Annotated in this window: 12 protein-coding genes; 11 read left to right on the forward strand and 1 reads right to left on the reverse strand. The window is 42.2% G+C overall.

The genetic code is table 11. The features are described from left to right. From HMPREF2766_RS06265 to HMPREF2766_RS06275, 3 genes are all read left to right on the forward strand, one after another. Positions 1-643 (forward strand): Ltp family lipoprotein (locus HMPREF2766_RS06265; protein WP_186821423.1); only part of this gene is annotated, 643 nt, incomplete at its 5' end. A gap of 103 nt (positions 644-746) precedes the next feature. After that, on the forward strand, positions 747-1706 hold the full coding sequence (locus HMPREF2766_RS06270) for an ROK family glucokinase (protein WP_000078589.1): 960 nt from the start codon (positions 747-749) through the stop codon (positions 1704-1706). Positions 1707-1804: 98 nt separating this feature from the next. Further along, a complete protein-coding gene (locus tag HMPREF2766_RS06275) occupies positions 1805-2644 on the forward strand; it encodes a thymidylate synthase (RefSeq protein WP_070568616.1) in 840 nt (279 codons plus the stop codon). 241 nt (positions 2645-2885) lie between these two features. Here the strand turns inward: HMPREF2766_RS06275 and HMPREF2766_RS06285 are convergent, their stop codons facing one another. Further along, on the reverse strand, positions 2886-3056 hold the full coding sequence (locus HMPREF2766_RS06285) for a DUF3042 family protein (protein ID WP_001051782.1): 171 nt from the start codon (positions 3054-3056) through the stop codon (positions 2886-2888). 120 nt (positions 3057-3176) lie between these two features. Between HMPREF2766_RS06285 and miaA the strand changes: the two genes are divergently transcribed. The 8 genes from miaA to HMPREF2766_RS06325 all read left to right on the forward strand — a co-directional run. After that, complete coding sequence (miaA, locus tag HMPREF2766_RS06290) at positions 3177-4061, forward strand: tRNA (adenosine(37)-N6)-dimethylallyltransferase MiaA (protein ID WP_070568621.1); 885 nt, start codon at positions 3177-3179, stop codon at positions 4059-4061. After that, positions 4054-5292, forward strand: a complete 1239-nt coding sequence (hflX, locus tag HMPREF2766_RS06295) for a GTPase HflX (RefSeq protein WP_070568622.1) — start codon at positions 4054-4056, stop codon at positions 5290-5292. Before miaA ends, hflX begins: the two co-directional genes overlap by 8 nt. Beyond that, complete coding sequence (locus HMPREF2766_RS06300; protein WP_070568626.1) at positions 5285-5908, forward strand: cystathionine beta-lyase; 624 nt, start codon at positions 5285-5287, stop codon at positions 5906-5908. Before hflX ends, HMPREF2766_RS06300 begins: the two co-directional genes overlap by 8 nt. A gap of 14 nt (positions 5909-5922) precedes the next feature. After that, positions 5923-6852, forward strand: a complete 930-nt coding sequence (gene rnz, locus HMPREF2766_RS06305) for a ribonuclease Z (protein ID WP_070568629.1) — start codon at positions 5923-5925, stop codon at positions 6850-6852. 28 nt (positions 6853-6880) lie between these two features. Further along, a complete protein-coding gene (locus HMPREF2766_RS06310) occupies positions 6881-7372 on the forward strand; it encodes a DUF7832 domain-containing protein (RefSeq protein ID WP_000215494.1) in 492 nt (163 codons plus the stop codon). Positions 7373-7400: 28 nt separating this feature from the next. Further along, entirely contained in the window at positions 7401-8156 is a 756-nt protein-coding gene (locus HMPREF2766_RS06315; RefSeq protein ID WP_001259143.1) for an SDR family NAD(P)-dependent oxidoreductase, read from the forward strand. A 251-nt stretch (positions 8157-8407) separates the two neighbouring features. After that, positions 8408-15646: an LPXTG-anchored adhesin/beta-galactosidase BgaA gene (bgaA, locus tag HMPREF2766_RS06320; protein ID WP_070568632.1), complete on the forward strand. Its 7239-nt coding sequence runs from the start codon at positions 8408-8410 to the stop codon at positions 15644-15646. 465 nt (positions 15647-16111) lie between these two features. Beyond that, on the forward strand, positions 16112-18769 hold a 2658-nt coding region (locus tag HMPREF2766_RS06325), incomplete at its 3' end, for a SpaA isopeptide-forming pilin-related protein (RefSeq protein ID WP_070568636.1).

Genomic DNA, 18769 nt, shown 5'->3' on the forward strand with positions numbered 1-18769 from the left:
GGTAGGTAATTACTATCTAAAATCAGATGGTAAGATGGCCAAAAATGAATGGGTAGATGGTGGCCGGTATTATGTTGATTCTGACGGAAAGATAGTAAAAAGTGAATGGATTTATGACAAAAACTATGGTTCCTATTATTATCTAACAGCAGAAGGCAGCTATGCTCGAAGCAAATGGGTCGGAAATTATTATCTCAAATCAGATGGTAGGATGGCTAAAAGTCAGTGGGTAGATGGTGGCCGTTACTATGTTGATTCTGAAGGCAAAATGGTAAGGGGCAAATGGGTAGATGGTGGCCGTTACCATGTAGGATATGATGGTGTGTGGCAACCAAAACCAGAAGACGGGAATCCATACTCAGCAGCTTTAAAGACAGCACAAGATTATAATAAGATTCATTTGTCAAAAAAAGGAATTTATGAGATGTTAATTTATGAAGGTTTTAATAGTGACACTGCACAATATGCTATCAATCATTTGCAAGCAGACTATAAGGCTAATGCCTTAGCTAAAGCAAGAGGACTCCGAAAGAATACCAATTTATCAAAGACAAAAATTTATGAGAGGCTAACTAATCCTTGGCTTGGACAATTTACAAAAGAAGAAGCCAACTATGCCATTCAACATTTAGGGGATAAATAGTTATTAATTATTAGATGTAACTTTTTCATGCAAACCTTTGCACAAAAGAGACGATTTTGTTATACTATATCTGTAAGCATTTTCAATTAAAAAGGAGAAGACGATGAGTCAAAAGATTATTGGGATTGACCTTGGTGGGACATCTGTTAAGTTCGCAATTTTAACACAAGAAGGAGAAATCCAAGAAAAATGGTCTATCAAGACCAATATTTTGGACGAAGGAAGCCATATTGTAGACGATATGATTGAGTCTATTCAGCATCGTTTGGACTTGCTTGGATTGTCTGCTACGGATTTCCGAGGCATTGGAATGGGATCACCTGGTGTGGTTGACCGTGAAAAAGGGACTGTTATCGGTGCCTACAACCTTAACTGGAAAACCCTTCAACCGATTAAAGAAAAGATTGAAAAAGCCTTGGGCATTCCATTCTTCATCGATAATGATGCCAACGTAGCTGCACTTGGTGAGCGCTGGATGGGGGCTGGTGACAACCAACCGGACGTTGTCTTTATGACACTTGGTACTGGTGTTGGTGGTGGTATCGTGGCAGAAGGCAAATTGCTTCACGGTGTTGCTGGTGCAGCAGGTGAGCTTGGCCACATCACTGTTGACTTTGACCAACCAATCGCATGTACCTGTGGTAAAAAAGGCTGTCTTGAGACAGTTGCTTCAGCAACAGGGATTGTCAACTTGACTCGTCGTTATGCAGATGAATACGAAGGCGATGCGGCCTTGAAACGCTTGATCGACGACGGTGAAGAAGTAACAGCAAAAACTGTCTTTGACCTTGCAAAAGAAGGGGACGACCTTGCCTTGATCGTTTACCGTAACTTCTCGCGTTACTTGGGAATCGCTTGTGCCAATATCGGCTCCATCCTCAACCCATCAACAATCGTTATCGGTGGAGGTGTGTCAGCTGCAGGAGAATTCCTTCTCCAAGGTGTTCAAAAAGTGTACGACGAAAATACCTTCCCACAAGTACGCACAACAACTAAATTAGCTCTTGCAACTCTAGGAAATGACGCTGGAGTGATCGGAGCAGCGTCGCTTGTATTGCAATAAGATAAAGAAAGGGGAAAAACACTACTTTAAAGCTAGTGATTTTCCTCCTTTCTTTTTTTATGCTATACTAGTTAAGACTATAAATGAGGTGAGAGTAAATGACAAAAGCAGATATGATTTTTAAAGAGAATATTGAACGAATCCTCAAAGACGGCGTCTTTTCTGAACAAGCACGTCCCAAGTACAAGGATGGGACTGTTGCCAACTCCAAGTACATAACGGGTGCCTTTGCTGAGTACGACTTAGCCAAGGGGGAATTCCCCATCACAACCTTGCGCCCGATTGCTATCAAATCCGCCATCAAGGAAGTACTATGGATCTACCAAGATCAGTCTAATAGCCTAGAAGTGCTAAATAGCAAGTACAATGTTCACTACTGGAATGACTGGGAAGTGGGAGACACGGGAACCATCGGTGAGCGCTATGGGGCTGTGGTTAAAAAGCACGATATCATCAACAAGATTCTCAAGCAGTTGGAAGCCAACCCTTGGAACCGTCGAAATATCATCTCGCTCTGGGATTACCAAGCTTTTGAGGAGACAGACGGCCTCCTTCCATGCGCCTTTCAGACCATGTTTGATGTCCGTCGAGTAGATGGGGACATCTATCTAGATGCGACTTTGACCCAGCGCTCGAATGATATGCTGGTGGCTCACCACATTAACGCTATGCAGTATGTGGCTCTTCAGATGATGATTGCCAAGCATTTTGGATGGAAGGTTGGGAAGTTCTTCTACTTCATCAACAACCTTCATATCTATGATAATCAGTTTGAACAAGCAGAGGAATTGCTTCGTCGTGAGCCGTCAAACTGCCAACCTCGTTTGGTTTTAAATGTTCCTGATGGGACCAATTTCTTTGATATCAAAGCGGAGGACTTTGAGTTGGTTGACTATAATCCGGTTAAGCCGCAACTGAAGTTTGACCTAGCTATTTAATACTCTTAGAAAATCTCTTCAAACCACATCAGCTTCGCCTTACCGTAGGTATGGTGACTGACTTCGTCAGTTCTATCCACAACCTCAAAACAGTGTTTTGAGCTGACTTCGTCAGTCTTATCTACAACCTCAAAGCAGTGCTTTGAGTAACCTGCGGCTAGCTTCCTAGTTTGTTCTTTGGTTTTCATTGAGTATAAAAGAAAATAAAAAGAAGTTGAGATTTCTCAACTTCTTTTGTTGCTTAATGTGATACGCGACGGCGAGCCGCTTTTTTACGGTTTTCTTCGATGAAAGCTGCTTTTTGCTCTTCTGGCTCAATCACTTTCTTTTTAATTGCGTATACTGCACCTGCAACGGCAGCGACAGTTCCTGCGACACCTGTTACAAGACCTTTAGCGAATCCTTTAGCCATGAGTCTTCCTCCTTTATCTTCCCGATCAGCCAGGCTCCTAAAGTGGTAGCATTTTTCTGACTGACCTTTTTGTGATATAATAATAGTAACGAAAAAATGGAAATTTTTCAAGGAAAAAAGATGAAAACAAAAATAATTGTGATTGTTGGACCGACCGCTGTTGGGAAGACAGCCCTTGCTATTGAAGTGGCCAAGCGCTTTGGTGGAGAGGTGGTCAGTGGTGACAGTCAGCAAGTATACAGAGGGTTGGATATTGGGACGGCCAAGGCTAGCCCAGAGGAGCAAGCAGCTGTTCCTCATCATTTGATTGATGTCAGAGAGGTGACCGAGTCTTACTCGGCTTTTGATTTTGTTAAGGAAGCTAAGAAGGCTATTGAGGATATTCAAAGCCGTGGCAAGCTTGCTATTATAGCGGGAGGTACTGGGCTTTATATCCAGAGTTTGCTGGAAGGCTACCATCTAGGTGGGGAGACACCTCATGAGGAGATTTTAGCCTATCGAGCTAGTTTAGAGTCTTATTCCGATGAAGAATTAGCCAATCTTGTGGAGCAAGCAAGTCTTGAAATTCCTCAGTTTAACCGTCGTCGTGCCATGCGAGCCTTGGAAATCGCCCATTTTGCTCAAGATTTGGAAAATCAAGAGACCTTGTATCAACCGTTGATTATCTGTTTGGATGATGAGCGGAGTCAACTCTATGAGCGTATCAACCATCGCGTGGACCTCATGTTTGAGGCTGGGCTTTTGGATGAGGCTAAGTGGCTTTTTGACCATTACCCTGATGCGCAGGCTGCTAAAGGAATTGGCTACAAGGAACTCTTTCCTTATTTCCGTGGGGAGAAAACTCTTGAGGAAGCGAACGAGAGTCTCAAGCAGGCGACTCGTCGTTTTGCTAAGCGTCAGCTGACCTGGTTCCGTAATCGTATGCAGGTTACCTTTTATCAGATAGGAGAGCCTGACGTGCAGGACCGCATTTTAAGCCAGATAGAGGAGTTTTTAGATGATTGAAACGGAGAAAAAAGAGGAACGCGTCCTACTCATTGGTGTGGAATTACAGGGCATGGACAATTTTGACCTCTCCATGGAAGAGTTGGCCAGTCTGGCTAAGACTGCTGGAGCAGTCGTAGTAGGTAGTTACAGACAAAAACGGGAAAAATATGATTCCAAGACTTTTGTTGGCTCTGGTAAGTTGGAAGAGATTGCGCTCATGGTGGATGCAGAAGAAATTACTACTGTCATTGTCAATAATCGTTTGACTCCACGGCAAAATGTCAATCTAGAGGAAGTTCTGGGTGTCAAGGTGATTGACCGTATGCAGTTGATTCTAGATATCTTTGCCATGCGGGCTCGAAGCCATGAAGGAAAACTCCAAGTCCACCTAGCCCAGCTCAAGTATCTCTTACCTCGCTTGGTTGGTCAGGGGATTATGCTCAGCCGCCAGGCAGGGGGAATTGGTTCCCGTGGTCCAGGTGAAAGCCAGCTGGAACTGAACCGTCGTAGTGTTCGTAATCAAATCACAGATATCGAGCGCCAGCTCAAGGTGGTTGAGAAAAATCGGGCGACAGTCAGAGAAAAACGTCTGGAGTCAAGCACCTTTAAGATTGGTTTGATTGGTTATACTAATGCTGGGAAATCAACCATCATGAACACCTTGACCAGTAAGACCCAGTATGAAGCAGACGAGCTCTTTGCGACCCTGGATGCGACGACAAAGAGTATCCATCTTGGGGGCAATCTTCAGGTTACCTTGACTGATACGGTTGGTTTTATCCAGGATTTGCCAACTGAATTGGTGTCCAGTTTCAAGTCGACTTTGGAAGAAAGCAAGCATGTGGATCTTCTGGTTCATGTCATCGATGCCAGCAATCCTTATCACGAGGAACATGAAAAAACGGTTCTGTCTATCATCAAAGACTTGGACATGGAGGATATTCCTCGCCTGACCCTTTATAATAAAGCGGATTTGGTGGAGGATTTCATGCCTACCCAAACGCCGTATGCCCTCATTTCTGCCAAGTCTGAGGATAGTCGTGAGCAGCTGCAAGCATTGTTTTTGGAGAAAATCAAGGATATTTTCGAACCCTTTACCCTGCGCGTGCCTTTTTCAAAGTCTTACAAGATTCATGATTTAGAAAATGTAGCGATTCTGGAGGATCGTGACTATCAAGATGATGGGGAAGTGATTACAGGCTACATTTCTGAGAAAAATAAATGGAGGTTAGAGGAATTTTATGACTGATATTAAAACGTTGGCTCTAAAGTATGGAGGTTATACAAGTCTGGATAAGGTCTATCTAGATCAGCTTCTAGCTAGCAAAACAGAGCAAGAGCAGTTGGCTCTCATCACACCTCCTCCGAGTGTCGTTAATGCCTACTTTGCTGAACTCTACCAGAAAAAGAGTCCTGAAGCTGCGACAGATTACTTTGCAGAACTCAGTCAGGAACTGAATCTCTACAATGTTGAACCAAGTTTCACCTTTGAAAATAAGCCTTTTATTCGTCTGAACCTGTCGGGTAAATCTTTTGGATTTTGCTATGAGAGTGAGGGACTGGGGCGGATTTTCTCAGAAGCTGAGGAAGTAATCACAGCTGACTTGCTCTTTGAAATTGCGCAAATTTTCCCTCATCAACTCGTCTTTGAAGAGTCTGGAAAGATTTACATGAAGGATGCCGGAGACGAAGAAGTTGTTAGCGTAAAAAGTCTCACAGCTTTGACTGATTTGGAAAGTTTAGCAGATGGTCGCAAGCGTCTCAAAGGCTACAGCCAAGAGGATTTACTGCAAGAAGCTGTTGCTTTTTCTGGCAAGCGCTATTTCCGATCGGAAAATCGCACAGCCATGTTATATATTGATTAATTAGAAAGTATCGAATGGATATTCAATTTTTAGGAACTGGGGCTGGTCAGCCCTCTAAAGCCCGCAACGTTTCCAGTCTCGCCCTGAAACTCTTGGACGAGATTAACGAAGTCTGGCTCTTTGACTGTGGAGAAGGAACGCAAAATCGCATTCTGGAAACCACAATCCGACCACGTAAGGTCAGCAAAATCTTTATTACTCACCTGCATGGAGATCACATTTTTGGCTTGCCAGGATTTCTTTCTAGCCGTGCCTTTCAGGCCAATGAGGAGCAGACAGATTTGGACATTTATGGACCACAAGGGATCAAGTCATTTGTCTTAACCAGTCTACGTGTGTCAGGTTCTCGTCTGCCTTACCGCATGCATTTTCATGAGATTGACCAAGATTCTCTAGGAAAAATCCTTGAGACCGATAAATTCACTGTGTATGCAGAGGAGCTGGACCACACTATTTTCTGTGTTGGCTATCGTGTCATGCAAAAGGACTTAGAAGGTACCTTGGATGCTGAAAGACTCAAAGCTGCGGGTGTGCCATTTGGACCGCTCTTTGGAAAAATCAAAAACGGTCAGGACGTTGTTCTAGAAGACGGAACTGAAATCAAAGCTGCTGACTATATCTCAGCGCCACGTCCAGGTAAGATTATCACCATTCTGGGTGATACCCGAAAAACCAATGCCAGTGTGCGTCTAGCTGTCAATGCCGATGTCTTGGTTCACGAGTCGACTTATGGCAAAGGAGATGAAAAAATTGCCCGCAACCACGGTCACTCAACCAATATGCAGGCAGCACAAGTAGCAGCAGAAGCCGGTGCTAAACGCCTCTTGCTCAATCATATCAGTGCTCGTTTCCTCTCAAAAGATATCAGCCAGCTCAAGAAAGATGCAGCAACTGTTTTTGAAAATGTCCATGTGGTTAAAGACTTGGAAGAAGTTGAGTTATAATGTTATAGTTCGTTGAGAGGGAAATAAGATGACTGTTGAAAATCGTGTATTGGATAAAGCAGATTGGTATTTTGAGAATGCATTAACCAACTACTTGCAAAGCTATCAATTACAAAAAGAAGAGCTAACTCAAAAAAATTATCGGGAGATTTATCGTTGGGCTGCGAATCATATCGGTTTTTTCGTTACTTGGCTCATCCAGCATGATGCCAAAGAAATGATGTCTCCTGATGAAGAAACGGTATTCCAAAGTGTAAAAAATGAGCAAACTTTGGGTGTTGATTATCTTTTAGACTGGTGCGATGGTAAACTGGGAACAATGGATATTACAAAGGATTTTCTGGCTTTTGTAAATGACTATTATGAACATCGGTATATGGATGATTACTCCGAATTTGTAGTCAATGACTTATATGACTTGCCTTTAGAATTTTTAGGTGACTGGGAAGATTATCATCTGTTTGCTCCTGTCATTGATCAAGCTTATGCTCATTATTTAGCTGGAAAAAGATTTCATTAAATTAACCAACACTTTGAAAGGAATAGAGATGCGCACTATCATCATCACTGGAGCTAGCGGTGGTTTAGCCCAAGAAATGGTCAAACTCTTGCCAAATGACCAACTCATCTTGCTAGGTAGAAACAAGGAAAAACTAGCCCAACTATATGCAAAGCATCCTAATGTGGAATGGATTGAAATCGATATTACTGATGACTCAGCCCTAGAAGCTCTGGTAGCTGACCTCTATCTCCGTTATGGCAAGATTGATGTTTTGATTAACAACGCTGGATATGGAATTTTTGAAGATTTCGACCAGATTTCTGATCAAGACATTCACCAGATGTTTGAGGTCAATACCTTTGCCCTGATGAATCTGTCTCGTCGTCTTGCAGCTCGTATGAAAGAAAGCCGAAAAGGCCATATCATCAATATCGTCAGCATGGCAGGATTGATTGCAACAGCTAAGTCCAGCCTTTACTCAGCAACCAAATTTGCGGCTATTGGATTTTCAAATGCGCTGCGCCTCGAACTGATTCCCTACGGTGTCTATCTAACGACGGTTAATCCAGGTCCAATCCGCACAGGATTTTTTGACCAGGCTGACCCAGATGGGACCTACCTCAAGTCGGTTGATCGATTTCTCTTAGAACCAGATGCAGTGGCTAGAAAGATTGTCAAAATCATAGGAAAAAACAAACGGGAACTCAATCTACCAGTTTTGTTGAACCTAGCCTATAAGTTTTATACCCTCTTTCCCAAATTAGCCGATAAGTTGGCAGGGGGAATCTTTAATTATAAGTAAAAGGAGTTCCTTACAAAAGGAACTTTTTTTATACTATTTAACTGAGTGTCAAAAATTTGTTTGTTTTTGTTCTAAATCTACATTCACTTTTTTTGAGTCTTCTACAAATTTTAGAAAAAACAATCAAAAATATGATTTTTTGTGTTTAGGGTATTGAAATTTCCTATATTATTTTATAAAATAAGGGTAAAAGGCTATGAAAAAGTAATACGCTTACAAATAAATGGAAGCGGTTACCAAAGGAGGATTTTATGGAAAAAGGCCATTGGAATCGTAAAAGAGTCTACAGCATTCGTAAGTTTGCCGTAGGCGCTTGCTCTGTCATGATTGGAACCTGTGCGGTTCTATTTGGAGGAAGTGTCATTGGAGAATCACCAGTTTTCGCGGATGAAACTCCAATTACTCACACTGTTGAACAAGCAAAAGAGGAAAGTCCGGCAGTGGAGGAAAAAGAAAATCAAGCTGTAACAGAGCACAAGGATGCTGCAAGTGTCGACCAAAGTCAAGCTGCTCCAATTGAAGCAAGCAAACCAGAGGTGAAAGAAGAGGAACCTGTAGCTCCAAAAGAGGAGAAAGCATCTCTAAAACCTGAAGAAACAGCTCCAAAGGTAGAATCTCAAGCTTCAAGTCAAGAAAAGCCTGTCAAGGAAGAGTTGAAAGCTGCGACAAATGAAGAAGTGAATCAAATGATTGAAGATAGAAAAGTGAATTTTAATCAAAATTGGCACTTTAAACTCAATGCGAACCCTAAAGAAGCTGTGAAATCAGATGCCGACGTATCAACATGGCAAAAATTGGATCTCCCACACGACTGGAGTATCTTTAACGATTTTGACCATCAGTCACCTGCCCAAAACGAGGGTGGACAGCTCAATGGTGGTGAAGCTTGGTATCGCAAGACCTTTAAACTTGATGAAAAAGATCTCAAGAAAAATGTTCGTGTCACTTTTGATGGTGTCTATATGGACTCTCAAGTCTATGTCAATGGCCAGTTAGTGGGGCATTATCCAAATGGTTATAACCAGTTCTCATACGATATCACCAAATACCTTCACAAAGATGGTCGTGAGAATGTGATTGCTGTCCATGCGGTTAACAAACAGCCAAGTAGCCGTTGGTACTCAGGTAGTGGTATCTACCGTGATGTGACCTTGCAAGTGACAGATAAGGTTCATGTTGAGAAAAATGGGACAACCATCTTAACACCAAAGCTAGAACAACAGCAACATGGCAAGGTTGAAACTCATGTAGCAAGCAAAATCGTCAATACAGATGATAAAGACCATGAACTGCTGGCAGAGTATCAAATCGTTGAACGTGGTGGTCAGGCTGTAACAGGTTTGGTTCGTACAGCGAGCCGTACCTTGAAAGCACATGAGTCAACAAGTCTTGATGCGATTTTAGAAGTTGAACAACCAAAACTCTGGACCGTTTTAAATGACAAACCTGCCTTGTATGAACTGGTTACGCGTGTTTACCGTGACGGTCAATTGGTTGATGCTAAGAAAGATTTGTTTGGTTACCGTTACTATCATTGGACTCCAAATGAAGGTTTCTCTTTGAATGGTGAACGCATTAAATTCCATGGTGTTTCCTTGCACCATGACCACGGAGCGCTTGGAGCAGAAGAAAACTATAAGGCAGAATACCGTCGTCTCAAACAAATGAAGGAGATGGGCGTTAACGCCATCCGTACAACTCATAACCCTGCAAGTCCACAGACCTTGCAAATCGCAGCAGAACTTGGTTTGCTGGTTCAGGAAGAGGCCTTTGATACGTGGTATGGTGGTAAGAAACCTTATGACTACGGACGTTTCTTTGAAAAAGACGCTACTCACCCAGAAGCTAGAAAAGGTGAAAAATGGTCTGACTACGATCTTCGTACCATGGTCGAAAGAGATAAAAATAACCCAGCTGTCTTCATGTGGTCTATCGGAAACGAAATCGGTGAAGCCGATGGAAAGGCTCACTCTCTTGCAACGGTTAAACGCTTAGTAAAAGTGATTAAAGATGTTGATACTACACGTTATGTTACTATGGGAGCAGATAAGTTCCGCTTTGGTGATGGTAGCGGTGATCATGAGAAAATTGCTAATGAACTGGATGCAGTTGGTTTCAACTATTCAGAAGACAACTACAAGAAACTTCGTGCGAAACATCCAAACTGGTTGATTTATGGTTCAGAAACATCTTCTGCAACCCGTACACGCGGTAGCTATTATCGTCCTGAAAGTGAATTAAAACATAGTAACGGACCTGAACGTCATTACGAACAGTCTGACTATGGTAATGACCGGGTTAACTGGGGTAAAACGGCAACAGATTCATGGACCTTTGACCGTGACAACGCTGGCTATGCTGGACAGTTTATCTGGACAGGTACGGACTATATCGGTGAGCCTACACCATGGCACAACCAAAACCAAACTCCTGTTAAGAGCTCTTACTTTGGTATCGTAGATACAGCTGGTATTCCAAAAAATGACTTTTATCTCTACCAAAGCCAATGGGTTTCTGCCAAGAAGAAACCGATGGTACACCTTCTTCCTCACTGGAACTGGGAAAATAGAGAATTAGCAGACAAAGTTGCTGACTCAGAAGGTAAGATCCCAGTTCGTGCCTACTCAAACGCTGCAAGTGTTGAATTGTTCTTGAACGGTCAATCTCTCGGTGTTAAAAAGTTCAACAAAAAACAAACTAGTGATGGTCGTACCTACCAAGAAGGTGCCAATGCTAAGGAACTCTATCTTGAGTGGAAGGTTGCTTACCAACCAGGTACCTTAGAAGCAGTAGCTCGTGATGAAGCTGGTAAAGAAATTGCACGTGACAAGATTACCACTGCAGGTCAACCTGCAGGTGTTCGTCTCATCAAGGAAGAACACGCAATCGCTGCAGATGGAAAAGACTTGACTTACATCTACTATGAAATCGTAGACAGCCAAGGAAATGTGGTACCAACTGCCAATAATTTGGTTCGTTTCCAATTGCATGGACAAGGTCAACTGGTCGGTGTTGATAATGGGGAACAAGCCAGCCGTGAACGCTACAAGGCACAACCTGATGGTTCTTGGATCCGCAGAGCCTTTAACGGTAAAGGGGTTGCCATTGTTAAATCAACTGAGCAAGCAGGTAAATTCACTCTAACAGCCCATTCAGATCTCTTGAAATCTGGTCAAGTAACGGTCTTTACTGGTAAAAAAGAAGACCAAGAAAAGACCGTTCTCGGAACAGAAGTACCAAAAGTACGTACTGTTATTGAGAAAGAGCCAAAAATGCCGAAGACAGTCGGTTTTATCTACAGTGATGGCAGTCGTGAAAAACGTCCAGTAACTTGGTCTTCAGTTGATGTGAGCCAAGCAGGAGTTGTGACTGTTAAAGGTATGGCAGACGGACGCGAAGTTGAGGCCCGTGTCGAAATTCTAGCAATCGCAAATGAGCTTCCAACTGTTAAGCGTGTTGCTCCAGGAACAGACTTGAGCGCTGTTGACAAATACGTTTCTATTGCTGTTACGGATGGAAGCGTACAAGAATACGAAGTTGATAAGTGGGAGATTTCGGAAGCAGATAAAGCTAAACTGTCAGTTGCAGGATCACGTATTCAAATGACTGGTCAACTGGGTGGTGAGACTATTCACGCTACCCTTGTGGTAGAAGAAGGTAATCCTGCGGCTCCTGCAGTACCAAATGTAACTGTTGGTGGCGAATCTGTCACTGGTCTTACTACTCAAAATCCAATGCAATATCGAACTCTTGCTTACGGTGCATCCTTGCCAGAAGTTGTAGCAAGTGCTGAAAATGCGGATGTTACTGTAGTCCAAGCAAGTGCAGCAAACGGCATGCGTGCAAGCATCTATGTTCAACCAAAAGATGGTGGACCTCTTCAAACATATGCAATTCAATTCCTTGAAGAAGCACCAAAAATTGACCACTTGAGCTTACAAGTAGAGCAAGCTGACGGTCTTAAAGAAGACCAAACAGTGAAATTGTCTGTCCTTGCACACTATCAAGACGGAACACAAGCAGTTCTACCAGCAGATAAGGTGACCTTCTCTACAAGTGGTGAAGGGGAAGTCGCAGTTCGTAAAGGAATGCTTGAGTTGCATAAGCCAGGAACAGTCACTCTCAAAGCAGAATATGAGGGGGCTACAGGTCAAATCGATCTTACGATCCAGGCCAATACTGAGAAAAAAGTAGCCCAATCTATCCGTCCAGTAAACGTAGTAACAGACTTGCATCAAGAACCTACTCTTCCAGCAACAGTAACGGTTGAGTATGACAAAGGTTTCCCTAAAGCGCACAAAGTCACTTGGCAAGCCATTCCAAAAGAAAAACTCGACCACTATCAAACCTTTGAAGTTCTAGGTAAAGTTGAAGGTCTGGATCTTGAAGCGCGTGCTAAAGTATCTGTAGAAGGCATCGTTTCAGTTGAAGAAGTCAGTGTGACAACCCCAATCTCAGAAGCACCACAATTACCAGAAAGCGTTCGTACCTATGATTCAAATGGTCACGTTTCATCAGCTAAGGTTACTTGGGATACGATTCGTCCAGAGCAATACGCCAAGGAAGGTGTCTTTACAGTTAATGGTCGCCTAGAAGGTACGCAATTAACAACTAAACTTCATGTTCGCGTATCTGCTCAAACTGAGAAGGGAGCAAACATTTCTGACCAATGGACCGGTTCAGAATTGCCACTTGCCTTTGCTTCAGACTCAAATCCAACTGATCCTGTTTCAAACGTCAACGATAAATTGATTTCCTTTAATGACCGCCCAGCTAACCGTTGGACAAACTGGAACCGTAGTAATCCAGAAGCTTCAGTTGGTGTCCTATTCGGAGATTCAGGTATTTTGAGCAAACGTTCAGTTGATAATCTAAGTGTCGGATTCCACGAAGACCACGGAGTTGGCGTACCGAAGTCTTATGTGATTGAATATTATGTCGGGAAGACCGTTCCAACAGCCCCTAAAAACCCTAGCTTTGTAGGTGAGGAAAACCATGCCTTTAATGATCCTGCAAACTGGAAAGAGGTAAGCAATCTCAAAGCACCAGCTCAATTAAAAGCTGGAGAAATGAATCATTTCAGCTTTGATAAAGTTGAGACCTATGCGGTTCGCATTCGTATGGTTCGACTTGATAGCAAGAAAGGAACGTCTATCACAGAAGTACAAATTTTTGCGAAACAAGTTGCGGCAGCTAAACAAGGACAAACAAGAATCCAAGTTGACGGTAAAGACTTAGCAAACTTTAACCCAGATTTGACAGACTACTACCTTGAGTCTGTAGATGGAAAAGTTCCTGCAGTAACAGCAAGTGTTAGCAACAATGGTCTCGCCACCGTCGTTCCAAGTGTTCGTGAAGGTGAGCCAGTTCGTGTTATCGCGAAGGCTGAAAATGGTGATATCCTAGGAGAATACCGTCTACACTTTACAAGCAATAAAGACTTGCTCTCTCGTAAACCAGTTGCCGCGGTCAAACAAGCTCGCTTGCTACAAGTAGGGCAACCGCTTGAATTGCCAACTAAAGTTCCTGTTTACTTCACAGGTAAAGACGGCTACGAAACCAAAGACTTGGCAGTTGAATGGGAAGAAGTTCCAGCAGAAAATCTGACAAAAGCAGGTCAATTTACCGTTCGAGGCCATGTCCTTGGTAGTGATCTTGTTGCTGAGTTCACTGTACGAGTGACAGACAAACTAGGCGAGTCTCTCTCAGATAACCCTAACTACAATGAAAATGGAAACCGTGCATTTGCCTCTGCTACTAATGATATTGACAAGAATTCAAAAGATAGAATTGATTACATCAATGATGGTAATCAGGATGAGAGTCGTCGTTGGACAAACTGGTCAGCAACACCTTCAGCTAATCCAGAAGTTTCAGTAGGTGTTATTTTCCGTGAAAATGGTAAGATTGTAGAGCGTACTGTTGATCAAGCCAAACTCCGCTTCTTTGCTGACAGTGGTACGGACGCACCATCTAAACTCGTATTGGAACGTTATATTGGTCCAGAGTTTGAAGTGCCGACCTATTATTCTAACTATCAAGCTTATGACGCAACTCACCCATTCAACAAACCAGAGAACTGGGAGACGGTTCCTTATAAAGCTGACAAAGAAATCCAGGCTGGTGATGACATCAACCTAACATTTAAAGCAGTAAACGCTAAAGCTTTGAGATGGCGCATGGAACGAAAAGCAGACAAGAAAGGAATTGCTCTTGTTGAAATGACTTTCTTGGCTCCAAGTGAAAAAGCAAAAGATAGTACTCAATCGAAGATTCTTGTAGATGGAAAAGAACTTCCTGACTTCGCTGAAGATCGTCAAGACTACCAAATCACCTATAAAGGTCAACGTCCAAAAGTTTCAGTTGAAGAAAGCAATCAAGTGGCTTCAACAGTTGTAGATAGCGGAGACGATAGCCTTCCAGTACTTGTTCGCCTTGTTTCAGAAAGTGGAAAACAAGTCAAGGAATACCGTATCCACTTGACCAAGGAAAAACCAGTTTCTGAGAAGACTGTTGCTGCTGTACAAGAGGAACTTCCAAAACTCGAATTTGTTGAAAACGATTTGGCCTACAAGACAGTTGAGAAAAAGGATCCAACACTGTATCTAGGTGAAACTCGTGTAGAACAGGAAGGAAAAGTTGGTAAAGAACGTATCTTTACAGCGATTAATCCTGATGGAAGTAAGGAAGAAAAACTTCGGGAAGTGGTAGAGGTTCCGACAGGCCGCATCGTCTTGGTTGGAACAAAACCAGGAACCGCCCTTCCAGAAGATGAAGTGAAGAATCTTGTCCTTGACAGACCAGAACTTGTAATCGAAGAAGAAACAATTGACTTCAAGGTTCAGGAACGTAAGTCTGATAAGTTGTACCTAGGAGAAACTCGTATCCTCCAAGAAGGTCAAAAAGGTATCCGTCTTCACTTGATTGAAGTGGAAAATGGAAAACGTCAGCTTAAAGAAACTTATGATAAAGTCGCTGCTCAAGATCGTATAGTAGAAGTTGGAACAAAACCAGGAACTTCTCTTCCAGAAGACGAAGTGAAGAACCTCGTTCTTAATCTTCCAGAGCTTATCTCAGAAGAAGAAATCATTGATTTCAAAGTTCAGGAACAAAAGAATGATAAGCTTCCAGCGGGTCAAACTCGTGTTCTACAAGAAGGTCAAAAAGGTGTCCGTGTTCACTTGATCGAAGTTGAAAATGGTAAGCGAACTGAAAAGGATAGCTATGATAAAGTTATGGCTCAGGATCTCATTGTAGAAGTCGGTACAGCTAGTGAAACAACTAAGCCAGTACCGCAAGAAGCTACAAAACCACAAGTTTCAGAAGAAGCTGATACAAAAGAAATTGCTTCAAGTGCAGCTAGTCAGGTTCAAAAAGAGCAGTTGCCAAATACAGGAAGTGCAGCAAGTCAAGCAGCCCTAGCAGCAGGTTTAGCTCTTCTTGGTTTGAGTGCAGGATTAGTGGCCACTAAAGGTAAAAAAGAAGACTAGAATGAATAAGTATTTCTTCTAAATGTATCTCAGAAAGACCAGGGAAACCTGGTCTTTTTAATGGGTAGAAGTATTCTCTCTAGAGCAATTTTAGCGTTTATGAAATCAGATACCCAAAATGATAAAAACATTATCTGGTATCGAAAACGAGATGAACTTATTTTTTAAAAAATAGCGGTAAAATATACTGGATTCTGTTTCGGTGATAGGGGAAGAAAAGACACAAAGAGGTTAATATACGGTTGTGAAAAAGTCGATTTCAAACCATAAGAAAAAATTGGATTTTTTTTATAAAATTTTGCTTGATAGTCCTAGCCTTTTTCTTCATAGTATGATAAAATGTGGATGTAATGTGGCTAATAATTTTCGCTTGAAAAAGGAGAATGGTGATTAGTTGGGGACAATCAGTTAGTTTACTATTACATTGTACATTTACAACTGAATAATATAAGAAAGGAAGATTAAATGAACAAGAAAATAAGATCTTGGATTCAGATCCTTATTCTTTGTTTGGGAGTTATTCTCCAATCATTTGCTCCTCTGACGCAAGTACATGCGACAGAGTATAATGATGTGATCACTAGTGTTGGTGTTGAAAACAGATCTGGTGAAGCTTTAACGCAAGGGTTGGATATTTGGCAAGAATTCCGTCTTACTGCAGATTTTGTTTTGCCAGATAATACGGTGCATGAAGGTGATACAACAACACTTCAATTGCCATCAGAGATTACATTTTCAAACTCTTCAGACATTGAATTACGAGATGCTTCTAACAATCTTGTAGCTACTGGTCGTTTAGATGCAGCTAGCAAAACGATTACTCTAACTTACACAAAGTTTGTTGAGAATAATTCTGGCGTTAGGGGGAAATTCTTTGTCTATGTTCGAGTTGACCATGATGTTGTTTCAGAAGAAAAAGACATTGATGTCAATATTACTGTAGGACATAGAGTTCTATTTGCAGGGAAAATCCGTTACAACGGCCCTCCAGGGAAATACGACTCTAAAATTGAAAAGAGTTCCTTCCAATACAAGGATGACGAGAAAAATGTAATCCGTTATAACATTACTGTAAACCGCAATATGGCGAACTACAGTGATGTCACTATCAAAGATGCTTTCTCTTCTCCAAATATGACCTTCCTACCAGATACTTTTCGTATTTACAAAGTAGATTGGAGTTGGAATAACGGAGACTGGAAATGGACTAATGCTCAGGATATGACCGAAACCTTTAAAAACCAACTAGTGGTAAATGCGAATGGTGATGGTTTCACCCTTCCTTTAGGAGATACTAATGGTTTTGGTTATATGATCGAGTATCGAGCTAAAGCGAATTATGATCTAGTTGATGGTGAGGAAATCACGAACGTAGCCAACATGAGCTACAATGGTAGTGAGAATGAACAATCAACAAGCACACGTACCTACCAGATTGCAGGTGGTGTTGCGGAAGGATATGTTTTCACCATTAAAATTCATAAGGTAGACGAAGCAGGCCAACCTTTGCAAGGTGCAGTTTTTGAAGTAATTCGTGATCGTAACCAAGCTGTTGTTGGACGATTGACAACAGATTCTGATGGTAACGCTAGTGTAGGCAAATTGTTGCGAGACAACTATACAATTCGTGAAGTAACTGCTCCTCTTGGCTATGACAAATTAACTGAAGATATTAAAATTTCTCCAGATGAGTTTGGCTCAGACAAATCTGTAGAACGTCGAATTGAAAATAAGAAGACACCTCCGAAGACTCCAACTGAAAAAGAAATTACTTTCAAAAAGGTGGATCCAAATGGAAAAGAAATTCCAGGAGCGGAACTGAAAATCTATAGTGGAGATACAGTTAATCTTGAAGAGGCACCTGTTGCAGACTGGACTACTGTAGCTGACACTTCTAAAGTGATTAAGCTGGCACCAGGGACCTACACTCTAAGAGAGTTCGATGCTCCAGAGGGATATCAATTTGTAGGAGATATTACTTTTACTGTTAATGCTGACGGTTCTATCACTATTAAGAATAAGGGAGCTGATGACACTGTTCTTGCAGCTGGTCCAGTTCTGACTATTACCGATAAAGAGGATACTAGTCCAAAACCAATTACCTTCAGTAAGGTAAACCTTGGAGGAAATGAAATCGCTGGTGCACAGATTAAGATCTACAAGGGCGACAAGGCAGAAGGCACAGCCATAGAAAGCTGGACTTCAACTGACCAACCTAAGCAATTGAATCTTGAACCAGGCATCTACACTTTCCATGAGGAAGCAGCCCCAACTGGTTACCTCAAAGTAACGGATATCACTTTCCAAGTCAAACCTAACGGTACTGTTGAAGTGACAAAAGTAGGTGAAAAAGATTCTAAAGGCGAAGACAATCGTGTTGTAGCCCAGAATTCAACTCTGACAGTTACTGATAAAGATGACGATGTAGCTCGTAAAATCACGTTCAGTAAAATTAGTCTTGGTGGGGTTGAAATCGCAGGTGCACAAATCAAGATCTTCAAGGGCGATAAGGCAGAAGGTACAGCTGTAGAAAGCTGGACTTCAGAAGCTGGTAAGTCTAAAGAATTGAGCTTGGCACCTGGCACTTACACCTTCCATGAGGAAGCAGCCCCAACTGGTTACCTCAAAGTAACGGATATCACTTTCCAAGTCAACTATGATGGAACAGTTAAAGTGACGAATGTTGGTACTAAGGATGCTAAAGGCGAGGACAATACAGTCGTAACCGATGGTTCAACAATCAAAGTCACTGATAAAGATGACGATAGTCCACGTAAGATTACCTTCAGCAAGGTTAGCCTTGGTGGAACAGAAATCGCAGGCGCTCAAATCAAGATCTACAAGGGCGACAAGGCAGAAGGCACAGCTGTAGAAAGCAGGACTTCAGAAGCTGGTAAGTCTAAAGAATTGAGCTTGGCACCTGGCACTTACACCTTCCATGAGGAAGCCGCTCCAACTGGTTACCTCAAAGTAACGGACATCACTTTCCAAGTCAAACATGACGGCACAGTGGAAGTGACAAATGTTGGTGAAAAAGACTCTAAGGGTGAAGACAACAAGGTCGTAACCAACGGCTCAACTGTTACAGTAACGGATAAAGACGATGATAGTCCAAAAGCCATT

Source organism: Streptococcus sp. HMSC076C08 (genome assembly GCF_001810825.1).
Lineage (GTDB): Bacteria > Bacillota > Bacilli > Lactobacillales > Streptococcaceae > Streptococcus.